Below are 17,205 nucleotides of genomic sequence, written 5' to 3' on the forward strand. Positions count from 1 at the left end.
CCTTCCACAAGGAAAGGCATCTCGCATGTCCCTCGCCTCCCATGTGGAGTCCTGGCGTCCCGGGCCGGTCACGGACGAGGACGCGCCGGCTGGGCCTCGTAGGTGAACTCCTTCATGACCGGGCCGGGTTCCGCACGAGGTCGAAGCGGGCGTGGGTGGTGACCGGGGTGTGTCCCTCGGCGGAGGCGATGAAGAGGATGTGGGCCGGACGGCAGGGGTGGCGTCCGGTGGCCTTCAGCAGCTCGCCCACCGGGCCGTCGGTGGGAATCGGGTAGGGGCTCGGCACACAGGTGCGGAACCAGAAGCGGCCCTCCTCGTCCGCCGTGAACAGTCCGCGCCCACTGCCGGCCGGCTGGACTCCGGGCTGCTGGACGTCGTAGTGGCCCTCGGGGTTCGCCTGCCAGACGTCGAGGACCGCGCCGGGCAGCGGGGTGCCGTCCGAGGACATCCGGGAGTTGGTCACCGCCCTGGCGCCCCGGCCCGCGCCGGGGCAGCCCCCGCTGACCTGGACCCTGGACGCCCTGCGCGCCCTGGAACGGCACCCGTGGGCCGGGAACGTCACCGAACTCGCCCATCTGGTGCGGGCGTTGGCCGAGCACCGGCGGGCGACCGGGCCGGTCCGGCGGGCCGAGCTGCCGGACCCCGTACGGGAGGGTCCGGCGTCCCGGCCGCTCAGTCCGACGGAGCACGCCGAGCGCGCCGCCATCCTGGAGGCCCTGCACGCGCACGGCGGCAACAGGGCCCGGACGGCGGCGGCCCTGGGCATCGCCCGCGCCACGCTGTACCGGAAGCTGCGGGGCTACCGGGTCTGAGGTGCAGGTGCCCGGCGCAGCCGCTCAGCCGAGTCCGGCGAGGAACGGCGTGAGGGTGCGGGTGAGCGTGTTGTGCGGCTCTGCGGCGAACAGCGGATCGAGGTGGTTCATCCCTTCGTCGGTCGCGTAGGCGGCGTACGGGATACGGGAGTCGGCGACCACCCGGCGGGCGGACGACACGATCGTGCCGCGGGCGTAGCTCGTCTCGAAGGCGTACAGCGGGGTGTCCAGACCCGTGCCGTGCCGCAGCCGCAGTCCGAGCGAGCGGGCCAGGCCGGTGTCGGCGTAGGCGTCGGTGACGTCGAGGTCCACCGACAGCCGGGCCGGCCAGTACCACTCCCACACGGCCGGTGCGGGCCCGCCCGCGTAGGCCTCCGCGACCCGGGCGAGCGGGGTGATGCCCTCGTCGGCCCAGCCGCGCACCTCGCCGCTCCCGGAGAGATGGCCGGAGTGCACACTGATGTCGTTCGGCCAGCCGAATCCGGCGTCCACCAGGGCGCCCAGCAGGGCGGCGTTGGTGACCGGCACCGAGGGGCGCAGGGCCTCGGGCATCCGGGGTTGCAGGACCGAGCGGCCGTCGGGGTCGTGGTGCGCGTACCAGCCGGCGAGCTGGTACCAGATCTGGGTGGACTCGGCGCGGGCGCCCAGTCCGACCCCGCTGAGGGTCAGGTCGAAGACGGCGCCGCCGTCGATCGCCGCGAGCCGCTCCCGCACCTCGTCGGGCGAGTCGGACACGGGCGCCCCCGTGCCGTCGAACGCGCCGCGCACCCCGCCGTCGACCAGCACCAGGCCCGCGAGGCCCCGGTGCCCGGGCCGGCCGTCGAAGTCCCAGGCCGCGTACGCCATCGCCGTCGTCGCGCCCCAGGAGTGACCGCCGAGCACCACCCGGCGCCGGCCGCCGCAGGAGGCAGCCCGGACGACGGTGTCCAGGTCCTCCAGGGTGCGGGCCAGGCCCCAGTGCGCGGCGAAGGCGGAGGCGGCGGGGTCCTGCGCGCGGTAGTGGCCGTCCAGGTAGTACGCGACCGGGTCCGGGCCCGCGAACCCGGAGCGGTCGGCCAGGTTCTCCTCGCGCCGGTCGAACGCCCACACCTGGACACCGGGCACGGCGGCGACGAGATCGCGGGCGAGCAGCCGGAAGTCGTTCGCGGCGCCGAACATGCCCGGGACCATGACCAGCACCGTGGGCGCGGAGTCGGCACCGACCTTCAGCACCCGCACCCGGTCCGTCCCGGCCGGCCCGCCCCCGGCGCCGACGGCGAACGGGACGTACGGCTCCCGGACGCCCGGTGCGGCGTACGGCCTCGCGGTGGCCGGTCCGGCCACCGTCGGTGCCAGGGCGAGCCCGCCGGCCACCCCGCCGAGCAGCGCCCTGCGCGAGATGCCCCGGCTCATGCGGCGCACCCGCCCACACGCCGGGTGCTCAGCGCCACGTCGTCCATGCGGAGGTCGTACGACGTGGGCGTGGGGTCGGCCTGGTAGAGCTGCCAGCCCAGCTTGAGCCGGTCGAAGGCGGGGAAGACGAAGTCGTCGGCCGTGCCGCCGTGCTCCTCGGTCGAGACGGTCAGCTCGGGCCGCTCGACGCCGTCCAGGTAGACGGTGACGCGGTTGTCGGTGGCGTCCAGATGGAACTCCACGCAACTCCACCGGCCGGCGGTGGCCGGGGCGGAGGTCCGCCAGGCGGTCCAGTCCCCGGTCGGTCCGAGGTCGGAGCCGACACCCCAGAAATTGGCCTTCTCGGTGGGGACGTACTGACCGCCGAGGGGGCGTACGAGGGTGGGGGCGTCGGAGCCGGAGGCTTCCGCGAGGGTCCAGTGGGCCCAGTCGGGGGCGGTGGGGAAGGCGTCCACGCGCAGCCGCAGTCGGGCCCAGAAGCTGTTGCCGGCGGGGGCGAGGTCGTCCAGGACCAGGAAGGCGCGGCCGTTGCCCTCGGTGTGCAGCCGCAGTTCACGGCCGTGTCCGGTGGCGCTGGGCTCGACGGTCAGCGAGCCGTGGGAGGTGTCGGAGGTCCAGCCGTGGCCTGCGGTGACCGGACCGAGGGGGAGGCGGTCGAACGTCTCCCGGAACAGGGGGCGGTGGGGGGTGGGGGTGGCCGAGGCGGTGGGGGGTGTCGCGAGCAGCACGGCCGAAGCGGCTAACAGCGCGGCTGCGAACTTCCTCATGCGTATCATGCGCCCAGTCTGCAACACCCGTCACAGCGGTCACTCAGCAGGGACCCTCACTGGTCACACCGGCTGGTCACCCAACACCAGCCCCCCGCACGCCGGTTGGGGAACGACCGGAACGTCGGCGGCCGGTTTGCGAATGAGCAGCAGCGCCGCGTCGTCGTGCAGCCGGCCGCCCACGTGCGCGAGCAGCTCGTCCTGGAGGGCGTCCAGGGTGCGGGCGGGCTCGTCGGTGACATGGCGGCCCAGTCCCTCGACGAGCGGATAGAACTCCCGCCCGTGGTCGCGGGCCTCGGTCACCCCGTCGGTGTAGAGCAGCAGTTGGTCGCCGTCACCGAAGGGGAGCACCTGGAGGGCGGGGGTCTCGCCGGCGAGGGCGCGCAGGCCCAGGGGCGGTGCGGGGCGCGTGGGCTCGACCGGGGTGACGGTCCCGGCGGCACCGACCAGCAGCGGCGGGGCGTGTCCGCAGTTCACCACTTCCAGTTCGCCGTCGCGCGGGTGGCCGGCGACCACGGCGGTCACGAAGTCGTCGGGGCCGAGATTGCGCGCGAGGCTCCGCTCGATGCGGTCGACGACGGCCAGGAGGTCGGGTTCGTCGTGGGCGGCCTCACGGAAGACGCCGAGCACCAGCGCGGCCGTCCCGACGGCCGGCAGTCCCTTGCCGCGCACGTCGCCGACGAGCAGCCGGACCCCGTACGGCGTGGGGACCAGGGCGTAGAGGTCCCCGCCGATCCGGGCCTCGGCGGCGGCCGCGCTGTAGCGGACGGCCACCTGGAAGGGGCCGACGATCTCCGGCACGGGCAGCAGCAACGCGTGCTGGGCGGCCTCCGCGACCGAGCGGACGGCCGCGAGGACACGCTCCCGGCGCCCCCGCAGGGCGCTGGCCAGCCCGCTCGCCAGGGTGACGGCCCCGAGGGCGGACAGGACTGCGGCGAGTTCCCGGGCCGGGACGGCGTCCCGGATGCCGAGCACCGCGCCGAGCACGCCGGCGAGCAGACCGACGTACAGGACACCGCGCGGGCCGTTGGTGGTGGCGGCCAGCGCGGGGCCGGCCGCGAGCAGGGGCAGCCAGGACGTCCCGGCACCGCCGACGAGGTCGACCAGGATCACGCCGAGAACGATCAGCACGGGCAGGACGGGTCCCGCCACCACATGCCTGAACAGGTGCGTCGGCCCGCGGTCGGCGCCACGGTGTCGGGCCAGGTTCATGTCGCGTCCGCAGTCCTCGTCTGTAGTCGGCGTCGGGGTCCGTGCCCCGGAATGTCCGTTTGGTATAGGAAAACGGGTTCGACTCCGGTGCCACAAGGTGCGGGATTTCAGATAGTGAGCGACAGTCCCCTGGTCACCCGGTTCGCCGTCGGGATCAGCCGGTCCCGGATCTCCTGGAGCCTCGGCAGCCGGTCGGCCGGCAGGGACACGCCGAGCGAGCCGAGGATGTCGCCGCTGTAGACGGGGACGGCGACACAGACCGTGCCGAGCGCGTACTCCTCCAGGTCCGTGACCGCCGGGGCCACGGGTGAGGCGTCGAGCTGCCGCAGCAGCTCCGGGGGGCTGGTGATGGTCCTCGGGGTGAGGTCGGCGAGGTGGTGGCGGGAGAGGTAGTCCTTGCGGGCCTCCTCGTCCATCTCCCGCAGCACGGACTTGCCCAGCGCCGTCGCGTGTCCGGCGTCCTCGAAGCCCACCCAGAGGTCGACGCGGGGTGTCCGGGGGCCGTCCACGATCTCGGCGACGCGGATCTCGCCCTCCTCGTAGAAGGTGAGGTAGGCGGCGGTCGCGAGCTCGTCCCGCAGGGCGGCGAGGGTGGGCCGGACCCGGCTGAGCAGGGCCTGGCCCCGGCCCGAGGCGTGCAGCGTGCGCAGCTTGTCGCCCAGGACGAAGCCGCCGTCCTGCAGTTTGCGCACGTATCCGTCGTGGACCAGCGTGCGCAGCAGATGGTAGGCGGTGGCCAGGGGCAGCCCCGTCTCCCGCGCCAGCTGTTTCGCCGGCGCGCCGTTCTCGTGCGCGCTCACCGCCTCCAGCAGCCGGAAGGCCCGCTGCACGGACGTGATGAGCGTGGGGCCGTCCTGCCCAGCCATAGGACCAGCGTGCGCCGGGCGCGGGCGGCAGGCAAGGCGTGCGCCCCGCGCCCCTACGGCACGACGGTGGGCCGTGCGGCGCGGGCCGCCTCCAGGGCGGCCGCCGCCCGGTGGGCGTCCGCGGTGAGGTGCGGGGAGCGCCAGGCCTCTGCGGTACGGGCGGCCAGGGCGTAGTGCTCGGCGGCCGACCGGTCCTCGCCGAGCAGCCGGTGGAGATCGCCCAGGGCATGGGCGACGGGACGGCTCGCGTACGCCGTTCCGGCCGCGCCCGCGAGCTGTTCCCGGAAGGGCCGCATCCGCTCGATCAGCGCGGCCGCGGTGGTGTGGTCGGCCCGCAGGACGGCGAGCTGGGAGCGGAAGTCGAGCTCGATGCCGTAGAGGTGGTCGGCCACCGGTTGCGCCGGGAAGCGCACCTCGCTCGCCTCGTCGGGTCTGCCGAGGCGGGTCAGGGCCAGGGCGAGCAGGACCCCCACCGAGGGGCCCGCGACGTCGTACACCGAGCGGATCATCCGTTCGACCTCGGTGAGCCGGCCCTGTGCGAACCGGACGGTGATCAGGCCGAGCGTGCGCAGTCCCGTGGCGTGGTGCGCGCCGACCCGCTGGAGCAGGCCGTCGGCCTCGGCGTATCCGGCCTCGGCGGCGTCGAAGCGACCGGCGACGTTCGCCAGCATGGCCGAGGCCGCGGCACCCAGGCCCTGCGCCCAGAGCATTCCGTAGCGGTGGGCGAGGGCCAGCCCGTCGGCGGTGCGGCGGCGGACCGTCTCGGGATCGTTGCGGGCGGCGGCGGTCATGCCGTCGAGATGCTCGCAGATCCAGCGGTAGGCGGGCAGGTCATGGGCGCGGGCCAGCTCGCGCAGCTCGGCGACGAGCGGGCCGCGGGCGGTGCCCTGGACCTCGTTCGGCAGCAGCCGGGCGGAGGTCATCAGCGCGGCGGCGAGGAGCCGGGGGTCGCCTCCCTCGCGGGCGAGCCGGAGCTGGGTGCGGGCCGCGTCCAGGGCCCGTGGCGCGTCCTCGGCGGCCACCGCGTCGACGAGGACGTGCAGCACGCGGCCACGGGTCGCGTCGTCCAGGCCGGGATCGGCCGCGAGCCGCTCCAGGCGGGCCAGCGAGGTGCGGTCGTAGGGGCCCTCCAGTCTGCTGCGCCACCCGGAGGGCTCGGTCCAGGCGCCGTAGACCGCCGCGACCAGGTCACCCCGGTCGGCCTGCTCGGCCAGCTCGACGGCCCGCTGCCGGGTGCGCCGGGCCGCGTCCGTGGAACCGGCCCGGATCTGCGCCCCGAGCAGCCGCACCAGCAGTGCGACGGTGCGTTCGAGCCGCCCGTGCGGGTCGCGTACGGCGGTGGTGTGCACGTCGATCGCCTGCTGGAGCAGGTCCACGGCGATGTCGTGGGCGTAGCGCCGCTCGGCGACCTCGGCGGCGCGCAGGGCGTAGTCGACGGCGAGGGGCGCGTCGGCGGGGCTGCCGGAGCGGGCGAAGTGGTGGGCGAGGGCGGCGAGGTCGTCGGGGCGGTGGTGGCGCAGGACGCGGGCGATCCGGCCGTGCAGCCGGGCGCGCCGGACCCCGGACAGGTCGGTGTAGACGGTGTCGCGGACCAGGGCGTGCACGAACCGCACCCGGCCGGGTCCCGGCTCGGTGAGCAGGTCGGCGGCGAGGGCGGCGTCGAGCCCCTCCAGCACCGCGTCCTCGTCGGCGCCGGCCACGTCGAGGAGCAGCGCCACCTCGGCCTCCAGCCCGACGGCCGCGGTGAGCCGTACGGCGGCGCGGGCGCCCTCGGGCAGCAGGGCCAGCCGTCGGCGCAACACGTCCCGGACGCCCTGCGGCACCTCCGACACGGCGACCAGGGCGCCCTCGCCGGCGAGCAGCCGGGCGCTCTCCAGGACGTAGAAGGGGTTGCCGCCGGTGCGCTCGGCGAGGGCGGCCACGGTCCTCGCCTCGACGGGTTCGCCGCAGACGGCGTGGACCACGGTGGCGACGTCCGCCGGGGGCAGCCCGCGCAGCACGACCCGGTGCGGGGCGCCGGGGGCGAGCTGGGCGAGGGTCTTGACCAGGTGCTCGCCCACCTCGGCGGGGCGGTAGCTGGCGACGGTGAGCAGGGGGACGCCGGTGACCGCGGCGGCGGCTTCGAGCAGGGCGAGGGTCTCGCCGTCCGCGCGGTGCAGGTCCTCCAGGACGACGGCGAGCGGGGCGGCGCCGGCGGCGGCCCGCAGCCAGGCGGCGAACGCCCGGTGCATACGGAAGCGTCCGGCGGTCGCCTCGTCGCGGGTCGCGGCGGCGGTGCGCGCCGGCTCCCGCAGCAGCACGTCGAGTTCGGCGGGCCGGGCCGGGGGCAGGTCCCGGGCCAGCGCGCCCAGCGCCTCCACCCAGGCCCAGGCGGGCGGCGCGCCCTCGTACTCGGGGCACCGCCCGACGACCACCGCCCATCCGTCGGCCCGCAGCCCGCGGACGAACCGCTCCAGCAACGCCGACTTCCCGGCCCCGGCCTCCCCGCTCACCAGCACCACCCCTCCCCCGTACCGGGCACTCCCCGCGGCGGCCTCCAGGGCGCGCAGCTCCCCGGCACGGCCGACGAAGGGGGCGCTCCCGGGGCGGGGGTCGGCGGGGTGCGCGGCCGGGTGTGCGGCGGCGGGTACGCCCTCGCCGACACCCCCGAGGGCGGGCAGCAGCGGCACACCGGCCGCCGGTGCTGTCGCGGACGGCACGGGCACGGGCGGGGCGGGCGCGGGCGGGGTGGCCACGGGCGGCACGGACACGGGCGGGGCGGACACAGGCGGGGTAGGCGCGGGCGGGGCGGACACAGGCGGGGTAGGCGCGGGCGGGGCGGGCGCGGGCGGCACGGACACGGGCGGGGCGGACACAGGCGGGGTAGGCGCGGGCGGGGCGGGCGCGGGCGGCACGGACACGGGCGGGGCGGACACAGGCGGGGTAGGCGCGGGCGGGGTCCTCGGTGGCGGTGCGGAGTCGTGCAGCAGCTCCAACCGCTGGGCGAGTACGGCCCGTTCCAGTGCGGTGAGGGCCGGGCCCGGGTCGCAGCCCAGTTCCTCGCGGAGGACGTGGGACGCACGGCGCAGGGTGGCGAGGGCGTCGGCCTGCCGGCCCAGGGCCCAGTGGGCGAGGGCGAGCAGCCGCCAGCCCTCCTCGCGCAACGGGTTCTCGCGGACGAGGACTTCGGCCGCCGGGACCGTCTCGGGGGCGCGGCCGGTACGCAGGTCGGCCGCGGCGGCGAGTTCCCGGGCCTCGGTGCGCAGTTCCGTCAGTCGCGCGACCTCCGACGCGGCCCAGCTCTCGTCCGCGTGCTCGGCGTAGGCGGGCCCCTGCCACCAGCCGAGGGCCTCGGCGAGCAGGGCGCGGGCCTCCTCGGCCGGCGCCCGGCGGGCCCGGCGCACCGACGCCTCGAAGCGCCAGGCGTCCACGGCGTCCTGGGGCAGCCGCAGGGCGTAGCCGGGCGGGGCGGTGACGAGGACGGTCGCCGGGGTGCGGGGCGGCCGGCCGGGCTCCAGGGTGCGGCGCAGGTGGGAGACGTAGGTGTGCAGGGACACGGTGGCCTTGGCGGGCGGTTCGCCGCGCCACAGGGCGTCGGTCATGCGGTCCACCGGTACGACGCTGCCCCGGGCCGCCGTCAGCAGCGCCAGCACGGCCCGTTGCCGGGGCGCGCCCAGCCCGACCGGTGTGCCCCCGACCTCGGCACCCAGCGAACCCAGGACTCGAATACGCAGCACGCCGCGGGAATCTACCCGAGCCGCCCCTCGATCCCGTCAACAGACGATAAACGCGCCAAGCGGACGCCAAGCAGACACCAAGCGGCGGCGGGACCCTGGGAGACCGTTGCCGGTACCCGAGCGTTGGAGCCTCAGAGCGTGTCCCCCAGCAGTACGACTGACGAACTTCCCCCGGCCGAGCGGCCGTACACCCACGAGATGGTCGTGGTCCACCGTGTCTTCCGCCGCGAGTCGGCGCTGCTGCCCCGGCTGGTGCGGGCGGTGCCGGACGGCGGCACGGCCCGTGCGGAGCAGGTCGCCGGGCATCTGCGCGAGTACGTGGACGGCCTGCACCACCATCACGCGCTGGAGGACGAACTGGTCTGGCCGCTGCTGCACGCCCGCATCGCGCGGGACCGCGCACTCGTCGACCGGATGGAGGAGCAGCACCGGCGCATCGACAGCAGCCTGGAGGCGGTCGGCGCGTGGGCGCCCGTCTGGGAGCGGGCGGCGGACCGTATCGCGGGTGAGGAACTCGCCCTGGCGCTGGACGCGCACCGGATCGTGCTGCTGGAACACCTCGACGACGAGGAGAGGCTGGTGCTCCCGCTGGTCGCGGAGCATCTGTCCGTGGCCGAGTGGGATCTGGTCGGCACGCGCGGTCTGGAGCGCATACCGAGGAACAAGCTGTTCATCGCTCTCGGCGCGCTGCTGGAGGAGGCGACGCCGCAGGAGCGGCGGTTCTTCCTCGGCAAGGCCCCACTGCTCGGCCGGCTGCTGTGGGCGGCGGTCGGCAGACGCCAGTACGCCGCCGCCGTCCGCGCGATCCGCGGTCCGCTGGAAGGACGGTAGGGACATGGCCGTACTCGACTCCGCCCCGCTCGACGTCCTGGACGCCTACCGCACCTGCGAGTTCGTCACGCTCGCCAAGGACGGCACGCCGCTGGTCTGGCCGACGGCGGTCCGGCGGCGCCCGGACGGGACGCTGCTGCTGTCCACGTCCCTGGCGTTCGCTCAGAAGGCGCTGAACATCCGCCGCGACGGCCGGGTGGCGCTGCTCTTCTCCGACCCGACCGGCAGCGGTCTCGGCTCCGCCCCGGAGGTGTTCGTCGGGGGCCGGGCCGAGTGCCCGGACGAGATCAGGACGGGTCCGCAGGGCGCCGAGGACTACTGGCGGATGCTCTTCGAACGGCAGCCGCACAGCAGGGCGTACGTCTCGCTCCCGCTGCGCCGGATGATGGCCTGGTACTACCTGCGGCTGCTGATCACGGTCACGCCGGAACAGGTGCTCGTACGGGAGCCGTTCGTGCCGCCGGTCGCCCCGCCGGTGCCCAGCGATCTGCCGGGTGCCGACCGGCTCGCCCGCCACGCGAGCGCGGTACTGGCCGCGCGGGACGCCTCCGGAGCGCCGGTGCTGGCCCGGACCCGCCCCGTCCCGGCGGACGGCGGCTTCGCCTTCACGGTCCCCGCCGACTGCGCCGCCGCCCCCGGCCCGGCCTCGCTGCTCGTGCACCGGCACGACGAGAAGATCAACAACATGCGGAACGCCTTGGTGCGGGGCGAGTTGAGGAGGGCCGGGGCGTCCTGGCTGCTGGTGCCGGAGCGGGTGGTGGAGCCGATGGGTTCGGGGCGGCCCACCGACGCGTTCAAAGTCCTCCGCCACACCAGGCGGGCCACCGCCCGCTATCTGGAGCGGCGCGGGCTGGCGCGACCGCCGGTGCAGTGGGCGGAGTTCAGGGCGCTGGCGGCGCAGGCCGAGGCCCGCTGACCCGCACCATCCCGGCGACATGGGCGGTGACCATGTCGAGGACGTCCGTACCGGCGGCCGCGTCACCGAGGACCAGGTAGTTGAGGGTCAGCCCGTCGGTCGTCGCGGCCAGATAGCGGGCCAGGACCGGGACGGGGACGCCGAGTTCGAGGTCCATGCCCCGGCACAGCTCCCCGATGAGCTCGGCGTAGGCCTCCTCGTAGAGCTCGTACTGCCGGCGTGCCAGGTGCGCGAAGCCGGGCTCGCGCAGGGCGTACTGGGTGAGTTCGTAGGTCAGCATGTGCTCCTCGGGGTGGGCGCGGACGTGGTCCCAGTACGCCTGGAACCCGGCCCGGACCGTCTCCCCGAGGGTGGCCCTGGGCAGGAGCGCCTCCTTCACGACGCTCACCGAGTGGGCGGTGAGCGTCGTGATGACGGACTCGACGAGGGCCTGCTTGGAGTCGAAGCAGTAGTGGAAGACGCTCAGGGAGACACCGGCCTCGGCGGCGATGGACCGGGTGGTCGTCTTCGGGACGCCGTCCCGGGCCATCGCCCTGATGGCCGCCTCCGTCAGCTGCCTGCGCCGCTGCGCCGACGGCATCCGTGCCATGCCTGTCCCCCGTTGTCGTACGTCAGGCGCTGTGCACGCCCACCTCGTACAGCGAGTATCCCCAGTCGGTGCCGCGGTCCAGGCCGTGGATCCGGACGTAGCGGGCCGGTGTGCCGGTGAACGTGGCCGTGTCCAGGCCTCCGTCACCGGAGGTGGTGGACCAGGCGGTCGTCCAGGTGGTGCCGTCCGTGGAGAGTTCGACGCGGTACGACTTGCCGTAGGCGCGCTCCCAGTCGAGGGTGACACGGGAGACCAGGTGGGTGGAGCCCAGGTCCACCTGCCAGTACTGGTCGTCGCTCCAGTCGCTGGCCCAGCGGGTGGAGTCGTCGCCGTCGACGGCCCGGCCGGGCTGGTAGCTGGTGAACGGGTTGGACTCGGACGAACTGGCCGTGGCCGTCTGCCCCTTGGCGAGGTTGACCGAGGCCTGGTGCTGCTCGGTGGCGCCCCAGGTGTCGAGGTAGGTCTCGGCGCCCCGGAAGAGGTCGTCGACCACGTCCTGCCCGCCGACCTTGCGGATGTCCTCGATCCAGTCGGGGATCATGCCGACCTGGGCGGCGCCGTCGGTGTTGAAGTCGAAGGTGCGCGAGCCGGTGGTCTGCTTGTCGATGACCGAGCCGCCGTCGACGCTCTTGAAGGGGTACGTCACCTTGTTGGCGGCGTCGGCGCCGCGCGGGGCGGGGTGGTCGCCGATGCCGTTGAAGTCGGTGCCGAAGCCGTACCCGACGCCGTACTTCTCGCGCAGCGCCTCGGTGCGCCCGGCCTCGGTCACGAAGTCCGTGGAGCCGTGCATGTACTGGGCGACGAAACCACCGAGGGAGTAGACCCGCTCGGTCCAGTTGAGGTCCATCCAGCTGTGCGAGGAGAGGACGCCCGGGTAGCCGGCGGCCTCGAAGATGTCCAGGGCCTGGCCGGTGGCCTTGACGCTCATGTGGTCGATCTCGAGCATCATCTTGCGCTTCATCATCCCGCGCACGGCGTACTCCCCGAGGGAGGTGAGCCCGCGGGTGTTGCACTGGGCGTTCTCGTCGTACTCCGGGACCTCGGTGCCCGCCGGCAGGTCGGCCTCGGCATCGGAGGCGGCGGTGCCGATGGGGTTGTCGTGCATCGCGGTGGTGCACTTCTCGGTCTGCCAGAAGGTGCCGGTCGACAGGAACTGCCCGACGTTGATGGCCGTGCCGAGGCCGCCCTCGTCGAAGCGGACGCCGCACAGCGCGTTGTCGAACTTGTGGCACAGGAACATGCTGCGCACACCGAGGGAGTACAGCTCGTCGAGGCCCTTGTCGATGTCGGCCTTGCTGCACTGGGCGATGTCGAAGACCTGCTTGCAGCCGAACGGCTCGGAGGTCTCGACGCCCAGGATCACGGCCAGCTTGCCCGCCTTGATCACCTCACGGGCCTGCGCGCTGTCGGTGACGATGCGGAACCAGCCCTTGCCGGTGCCGCCGTACATCTTGTCGATGTAGGCCTGGAGGTCGTACGTCAGCTTCGCCTGGAGCCGGATCGAGGTCATCTCGTCACAGCTGCGGTCCTTGAAGGGGTAGACGGAGCAGATCATGCCGTTGGTGACGAGGTCGTTGACCAGCACCCGCTGTCCGCCGCGCCAGGCACGCTCCACCCAGGCGTAGTAGTTCGCCTGGTGGGTCATGGAGTCGTACGCCGGCCAGTCCGCGAACGTCGGCCAGCCGACCGGGTCGTGCTTCCCGTCACCGCCGTGGGTGATGTAGTCGAAGAGCGCGAGGGTGCCGTCGGGGTAGTGCTCGGGACAGTCCTTGAGCGCGTCGGCGACGCCGGACTCGGAGAACACCTTGCCGCAGATCAGCCGGCCGCCGAAGGCCTCGTTGGAGAACAGGTGGTTGTGCGCGTCGACGAAACCGCGCACCTCCCCGGCGGAGTTGGTGCCGGTGAAGGGCTCCCCGGTCACATTGATCCGGGAGTCCGGGGACGGCCGCGAGGTGGGCGTCCACCAGTCGGTCCCGGCCGCGGAGCTCTGCGCGGGGCCGAGGATCGAGGCCAGTACGAGAAGGAGCAGCGAGACGACGGTGACGTCGCGGCGTCTGCGGTACGGGCGTCTGGTCATGGTCACAGCCCACGTCCCTCGGTCGGCGGGTCGCGCGGTCGACGAGGACGCTTTGATCGCCCTTGGTGTTGTCATGACCGACGCAAGATAGTGGGTCGAGAATGCGGACTGACGCCTTTCCGAGTCAAGAGTCCGGGACGCTTGACCTGATGAGCGGGGAAGGACGGCGGCCCCGGTGAACTCCGCGGCGACGGACAACAGTTGAACAATCGGGCGGTGATTCCCTTCCTTCTGGAACATTCCCGAACGAAGGGCAGAACCGTGATGCTCGAGCGAATCGTCCGACGAGCCGCCGTACCCGCGGCGATGACGGCCGCACTGGCCGGCGGCGCACTGGCCGCGGCCCCCTCGGCGAGTGCCGCCGCGAGCGACTGCCCCGCGGCCATGGTGTGCATCTTCCAGAACGTCAATTTCACGGGACGCTGGATCGGTCAGACCGATCCGTACCGGTCCAACGTCGGTGACTACATGAACGACCGGACGAGCTCCATCGTCAACAGGACGGACCGGGACATCTGTTTCTACCAGGACGCGGATTACGGGGGAGACATGCTGATGTGGATCCCCGCGCGCTCCGCGGCCGACGTCCTGGTGGAGGGGGCCAACGACCGCATCAGCTCGTTCAAGCCCTGCTGGTAGCCGACCGAGGCGGGTTTTGAACACGTTCAAAATGGAGTAGGCTCCCTGGCACACAGCGAGGGGAGCCTGCTCGTGAAGTTCGTGTTGCCCGGGGGGACCGGGCAGGTCGGGAGTGTGCTGCGGCGGGCCCTGGTGGCGGGCGGGCACGAGGTCGTCGTGCTGAGCCGGCGGCCGTCCGGGCCCGGTGAGGCCGAGTGGGACGGGCGGACCACGGGGCCCTGGACCGAGGAGGTCGACGGCAGCGATGTCGTGATCGGTCTGGCCGGGCGGAGTGTGAGTTGCCGATACACCCCGGAGAACCTCAAGGCCATGAGGGATTCCCGGGTGGACTCGGCGCGCGTCGTGGGCGAGGCGATCGCCGCCGCCGCGCGGCCGCCGAAGGTGTGGCTCCAGATGAGCACCGCGACGATCTACGCCCACCGCTTCGACGCGGCCCACGACGAGGACACCGGGGTGATCGGCGGTCACGAGCCCGGCGTGCCGGGCTACTGGGGCTACAGCGTCGACATCGCCACCGCCTGGGAGCGGGAACTGGAGGCGGCCGACACCCCGCACACCCGCAAGGTGGCGCTGCGCTCGGCGATGGTCATGAGCCCGGACCGGGGCGGGGTGTTCGACGTACTGTCCTGGCTGACCCGGCTGGGTCTGGGCGGACCGGTGGCGGGCGGCGCGCAGTACGTGTCGTGGATCCACGACCGGGACTTCGTGCGCGCGGTGGAGTTCCTCGTCGAGCGGGACGACCTCGCCGGACCGGTGAACCTGGCCGCCCCCGCTCCCCTGCCGCAACGCGCCTTCATGCGGGCGCTGCGCTCCGCCTGGGGCGTCCCGGTGGGGCTGCCGGCGACGAAGTGGATGGCGGAGCTGGGCGCCCTCGCCCTGCGCTCGGACACCGAACTGCTCCTGAAGAGCCGCCGTGTCGTCCCCGGCCGGCTCCTCGCCGCGGGCTTCACCTTCGGCCGGCCGCACTGGCCGGAGGCCGCCGACGATCTCGTACGACGCCGTCGGCACCGCCCGCCGATGCCGTGACGTGGGTCCTGTACAGGCGAACGTCAGTGTTCTGACGGGGAGTTGTCAGCCGGCTGCGGTTGCATGACCGGGGATGTTCCCCCCACCAGGAGTGCCATGACCCCCCTCCTCGCGCACGACCCGTCCGAGTCCGTCCCCGACTTCCCCATGCCGAGGGACCCGGCCTGTCCCTTCGCGCCGCCCCCGGAGATGACGCGCCTGCACGACGAGCGGCCGGTCTCCAAGGTCCGCCTCTGGGACGGCAGTACGCACTGGCTCGTCACCCGCTACGACGACCAGCGCGCCCTGTACGGCGACGCGAGGCTCAGCGTCGACGTCACCCGGAGGGGCTTCCCGTACCTCAGCGCCGGGTTCAAGGAGACCGCCGGGAAGACCCCGCCGTCGTTCCTGAACATGGACGACCCCGAGCACGCCCGGATCCGCCGGATGGTCACCGCGCCGTTCACCATCAAGCGGATGGAGGCCCTGCGGCCCACGGTCCAGCGCATCACGGACGAGCTGATCGACGCGATGCTCGCCGGGCCGAACCCGGTCGACCTGGTCGGCGCCCTCGCGCTGCCGCTGCCGTCCCTGGTGATCTGCGAACTGCTGGGCGTCCCCTACGAGGACCACGACTTCTTCCAGCGGCACAGCAAGGTCGGGGTGAGCCGCGAGTCGACCGCGCAGGAGTCCCGGGCCGCCAACCTGGCCCTCTACCGGTACCTGGAGCGGCTGCTCGGCCTGAAGCCCGCCGACCCGGCCGACGACATGCTCTCCGACCTCGCCGCCCGCACCGCCTCCGGCGATCCGACCCGCCACGAGGCGGCGATGCTGGGTGTGCTGCTGCTCGGCGCCGGGCACGAGACCACCGCCAACATGATCTCCCTGGGCGTGCTGGCGCTGCTGGAGCACCCCGAGCAGCTGGCGGTCGTCCGGGACACCGACGACCCGAAGGTCCTGGCGGGCGCGGTGGAGGAACTCCTGCGCTATCTGACCGTGGTGCACAGTGGTCAGCGGCGGCTCGCCCTCGAGGACCTCGAGGTCGGCGGGCAGCACATCCGCGCCGGGGAGGGCGTCATCATCCCGGGCGCGACCGGCAACTGGAGCCCGGACCGCTTCCCCGACCCCGGCCGGCTCGACGTACGCCGCGACGCCCGCCGGCACATGGCGTTCGGCTTCGGCATCCACCAGTGCCTGGGCCAGCCCCTGGCCCGGATCGAACTCCAGGTGGTGTACGGCACGTTGTTCCGCCGCGTGCCCCACCTGCGGGGCGCGGCGACGCTGGAGGAGATCCCGTTCAAGGACGACGGGATCGTGTACGGCGTCCATGAACTGCCGGTGCGCTGGTAGCGCACCGGAGCCGACCCGGGACCGCGCGGACGCGCTCAGGGGGGCGCCCGCGCGGTGTTCGGGAGACCGTCAGCTCGTGGCGCGCACCGCGTCACGGATCAGGTCGGCGACCTCCTTGGGGCGCGAGACGGCGACGGCGTGCGAGGCGCCCTCCAGTTCCACGACGGTGGCCCCGGCCCGCTTGGCGCCGAACCGCTCCACCTCGGGGTTGATGGCCTCGTCCGCGGCGGCGACCAGCGCCCAGGACGGCTTGGTGTGCCAGGCGGCCGCGGCGGCCTTCTCCTCGAACGCGGCGGCGGCCAGCGGGCGTTGGGCCGCGGCGAGCACCTTGGTGACCTCCGCGGGAACGTCGGCGGCGAAGACCGAGGGGAAGGCGTCCTCGGCGATGGTGACCTCGACGGCGGACTCGCCGCCCGGAGTGGGGTACGTCCACTCCTTGAGGTTGCTCACCAGCGGGGACAGCGGGTAGCGGCCCTGGAGCTCACCGAGGCTCTCGCCCTCCTCCAGGGCGTAGGCGGCGACGTAGACGAGACCGACGACGTTCTCCGTGACACCGGCGACCGTGATCAGGGCGCCGCCGTAGGAGTGGCCGACGAGGACGACCGGGCCGTCGATCTGGGCGGCGACGGAGGCGACGTAGGCCGCGTCGGAGGCCAGGCCGCGCAGGGGGTTGGGCGGGGCGATCACGGGGATGCCGTGTCCCTGGAGTTCCGTGATGACGCCGGACCAACTGGTGGCGTCGGCGAACGCGCCGTGGATCAGGACGACGGTGGGGGTGGTGGACATGGTGACGCTCTCCCGGGGTCAGGCGTGCAGGGCGTCGCGCAGGGTGCCGACGGCGAGGGTGATGGCCGCCTCGGCGGCGTGGGTCGGACGCAGGGCGTCGAGCATCACGAAGTCGTGGATGATGCCCAGGAACCGGACGGCGGTGACGGGGACACCGGCCTCGCGCAGCTTGTTCGCGTACGCCTCGCCCTCGTCCCGCAGGACATCCGCCTCACCCGTGACGACCAGCGCCGGGGGCAGATCCTTC

Annotated in this window: 15 protein-coding genes and 1 pseudogene; 6 read left to right on the top strand and 10 right to left on the bottom strand. The window is 73.7% G+C overall.

Features of this window, described 5'->3' with window-relative positions; all coding sequences use genetic code 11:
- Positions 1–151: 151 nt before the first annotated feature.
- Positions 152–445, bottom strand: a pseudogene (locus AQJ64_RS10550) (dioxygenase family protein); the annotation flags it as partial.
- 10 nt (positions 446–455) lie between these two features.
- Here AQJ64_RS10550 and AQJ64_RS10555 point away from each other — a divergent pair.
- On the top strand, positions 456–812 hold the full coding sequence (locus AQJ64_RS10555) for a helix-turn-helix domain-containing protein (RefSeq protein WP_420876588.1): 357 nt from the start codon (positions 456–458) through the stop codon (positions 810–812).
- A 24-nt stretch (positions 813–836) separates the two neighbouring features.
- Here AQJ64_RS10555 and AQJ64_RS10560 read toward each other — a convergent pair whose 3' ends face one another.
- The 5 genes from AQJ64_RS10560 to AQJ64_RS10580 form a co-directional block, all read right to left on the bottom strand.
- Positions 837–2,204 carry an alpha/beta hydrolase gene (locus AQJ64_RS10560; RefSeq protein ID WP_055638822.1) on the bottom strand — a complete coding sequence of 456 codons (1,368 nt, stop codon included), beginning with the start codon at positions 2,202–2,204 and terminating at the stop codon, positions 837–839.
- On the bottom strand, positions 2,201–2,980 hold the full coding sequence (locus tag AQJ64_RS10565) for a LamG domain-containing protein (RefSeq protein ID WP_059202580.1): 780 nt from the start codon (positions 2,978–2,980) through the stop codon (positions 2,201–2,203). The genes AQJ64_RS10560 and AQJ64_RS10565 overlap by 4 nt, the downstream gene beginning before the upstream one ends.
- Positions 2,981–3,034: 54 nt before the next feature.
- Positions 3,035–4,183, bottom strand: coding sequence for a PP2C family protein-serine/threonine phosphatase (locus AQJ64_RS10570; RefSeq protein ID WP_211286473.1), 1,149 nt, complete (start codon positions 4,181–4,183; stop codon positions 3,035–3,037).
- Positions 4,184–4,290: 107 nt separating this feature from the next.
- Positions 4,291–5,049: an IclR family transcriptional regulator gene (locus AQJ64_RS10575; protein ID WP_055638809.1), complete on the bottom strand. Its 759-nt coding sequence runs from the start codon at positions 5,047–5,049 to the stop codon at positions 4,291–4,293.
- A 53-nt stretch (positions 5,050–5,102) separates the two neighbouring features.
- Complete coding sequence (locus AQJ64_RS10580) at positions 5,103–8,756, bottom strand: ATP-binding protein (protein ID WP_059202618.1); 3,654 nt, start codon at positions 8,754–8,756, stop codon at positions 5,103–5,105.
- 147 nt (positions 8,757–8,903) lie between these two features.
- Between AQJ64_RS10580 and AQJ64_RS10585 the strand changes: the two genes are divergently transcribed.
- Positions 8,904–9,596: a hemerythrin domain-containing protein gene (locus AQJ64_RS10585; RefSeq protein ID WP_055635471.1), complete on the top strand. Its 693-nt coding sequence runs from the start codon at positions 8,904–8,906 to the stop codon at positions 9,594–9,596.
- Positions 9,597–9,600: 4 nt separating this feature from the next.
- The gene (locus AQJ64_RS10590) at positions 9,601–10,512 is read left to right on the top strand and encodes a pyridoxamine 5'-phosphate oxidase family protein (protein ID WP_055635470.1); all 912 of its coding nucleotides are present in this window, start codon (positions 9,601–9,603) and stop codon (positions 10,510–10,512) included.
- Here AQJ64_RS10590 and AQJ64_RS10595 read toward each other — a convergent pair.
- Together AQJ64_RS10595 and AQJ64_RS10600 are read right to left on the bottom strand one after the other, a co-directional pair.
- Positions 10,478–11,101 (bottom strand): TetR/AcrR family transcriptional regulator, encoded by a 624-nt coding sequence (locus tag AQJ64_RS10595; RefSeq protein WP_055635469.1) that lies wholly within the window; start codon positions 11,099–11,101, stop codon positions 10,478–10,480. The genes AQJ64_RS10590 and AQJ64_RS10595 overlap by 35 nt on opposite strands.
- Positions 11,102–11,123: 22 nt before the next feature.
- On the bottom strand, positions 11,124–13,178 hold the full coding sequence (locus AQJ64_RS10600) for a galactose-binding domain-containing protein (protein WP_055635473.1): 2,055 nt from the start codon (positions 13,176–13,178) through the stop codon (positions 11,124–11,126).
- A gap of 264 nt (positions 13,179–13,442) precedes the next feature.
- Between AQJ64_RS10600 and AQJ64_RS10605 the strand changes: the two genes are divergently transcribed.
- The 3 genes from AQJ64_RS10605 to AQJ64_RS10615 all read left to right on the top strand — a co-directional run bounded on the left by AQJ64_RS10605 (position 13,443) and on the right by AQJ64_RS10615 (position 16,172).
- On the top strand, positions 13,443–13,817 hold the full coding sequence (locus tag AQJ64_RS10605; RefSeq protein ID WP_055635468.1) for a peptidase inhibitor family I36 protein: 375 nt from the start codon (positions 13,443–13,445) through the stop codon (positions 13,815–13,817).
- A gap of 72 nt (positions 13,818–13,889) precedes the next feature.
- On the top strand, positions 13,890–14,843 hold the full coding sequence (locus AQJ64_RS10610; protein WP_055635467.1) for a DUF1731 domain-containing protein: 954 nt from the start codon (positions 13,890–13,892) through the stop codon (positions 14,841–14,843).
- Between the two features lie 96 nt (positions 14,844–14,939).
- Positions 14,940–16,172 carry a cytochrome P450 gene (locus AQJ64_RS10615; RefSeq protein ID WP_055635466.1) on the top strand — a complete coding sequence of 411 codons (1,233 nt, stop codon included), beginning with the start codon at positions 14,940–14,942 and terminating at the stop codon, positions 16,170–16,172.
- 69 nt (positions 16,173–16,241) lie between these two features.
- Here the strand turns inward: AQJ64_RS10615 and AQJ64_RS10620 are convergent, their stop codons facing one another.
- Positions 16,242–16,958, bottom strand: a complete 717-nt coding sequence (locus tag AQJ64_RS10620) for an alpha/beta fold hydrolase (RefSeq protein WP_055635465.1) — start codon at positions 16,956–16,958, stop codon at positions 16,242–16,244.
- Positions 16,959–16,976: 18 nt separating this feature from the next.
- A partial coding sequence (locus AQJ64_RS10625; RefSeq protein ID WP_159060281.1) for an alpha/beta hydrolase occupies positions 16,977–17,205 on the bottom strand: 229 nt, incomplete at its 5' end.

This window comes from Streptomyces griseoruber (genome assembly GCF_001514205.1).
GTDB lineage: Bacteria > Actinomycetota > Actinomycetes > Streptomycetales > Streptomycetaceae > Streptomyces > Streptomyces griseoruber.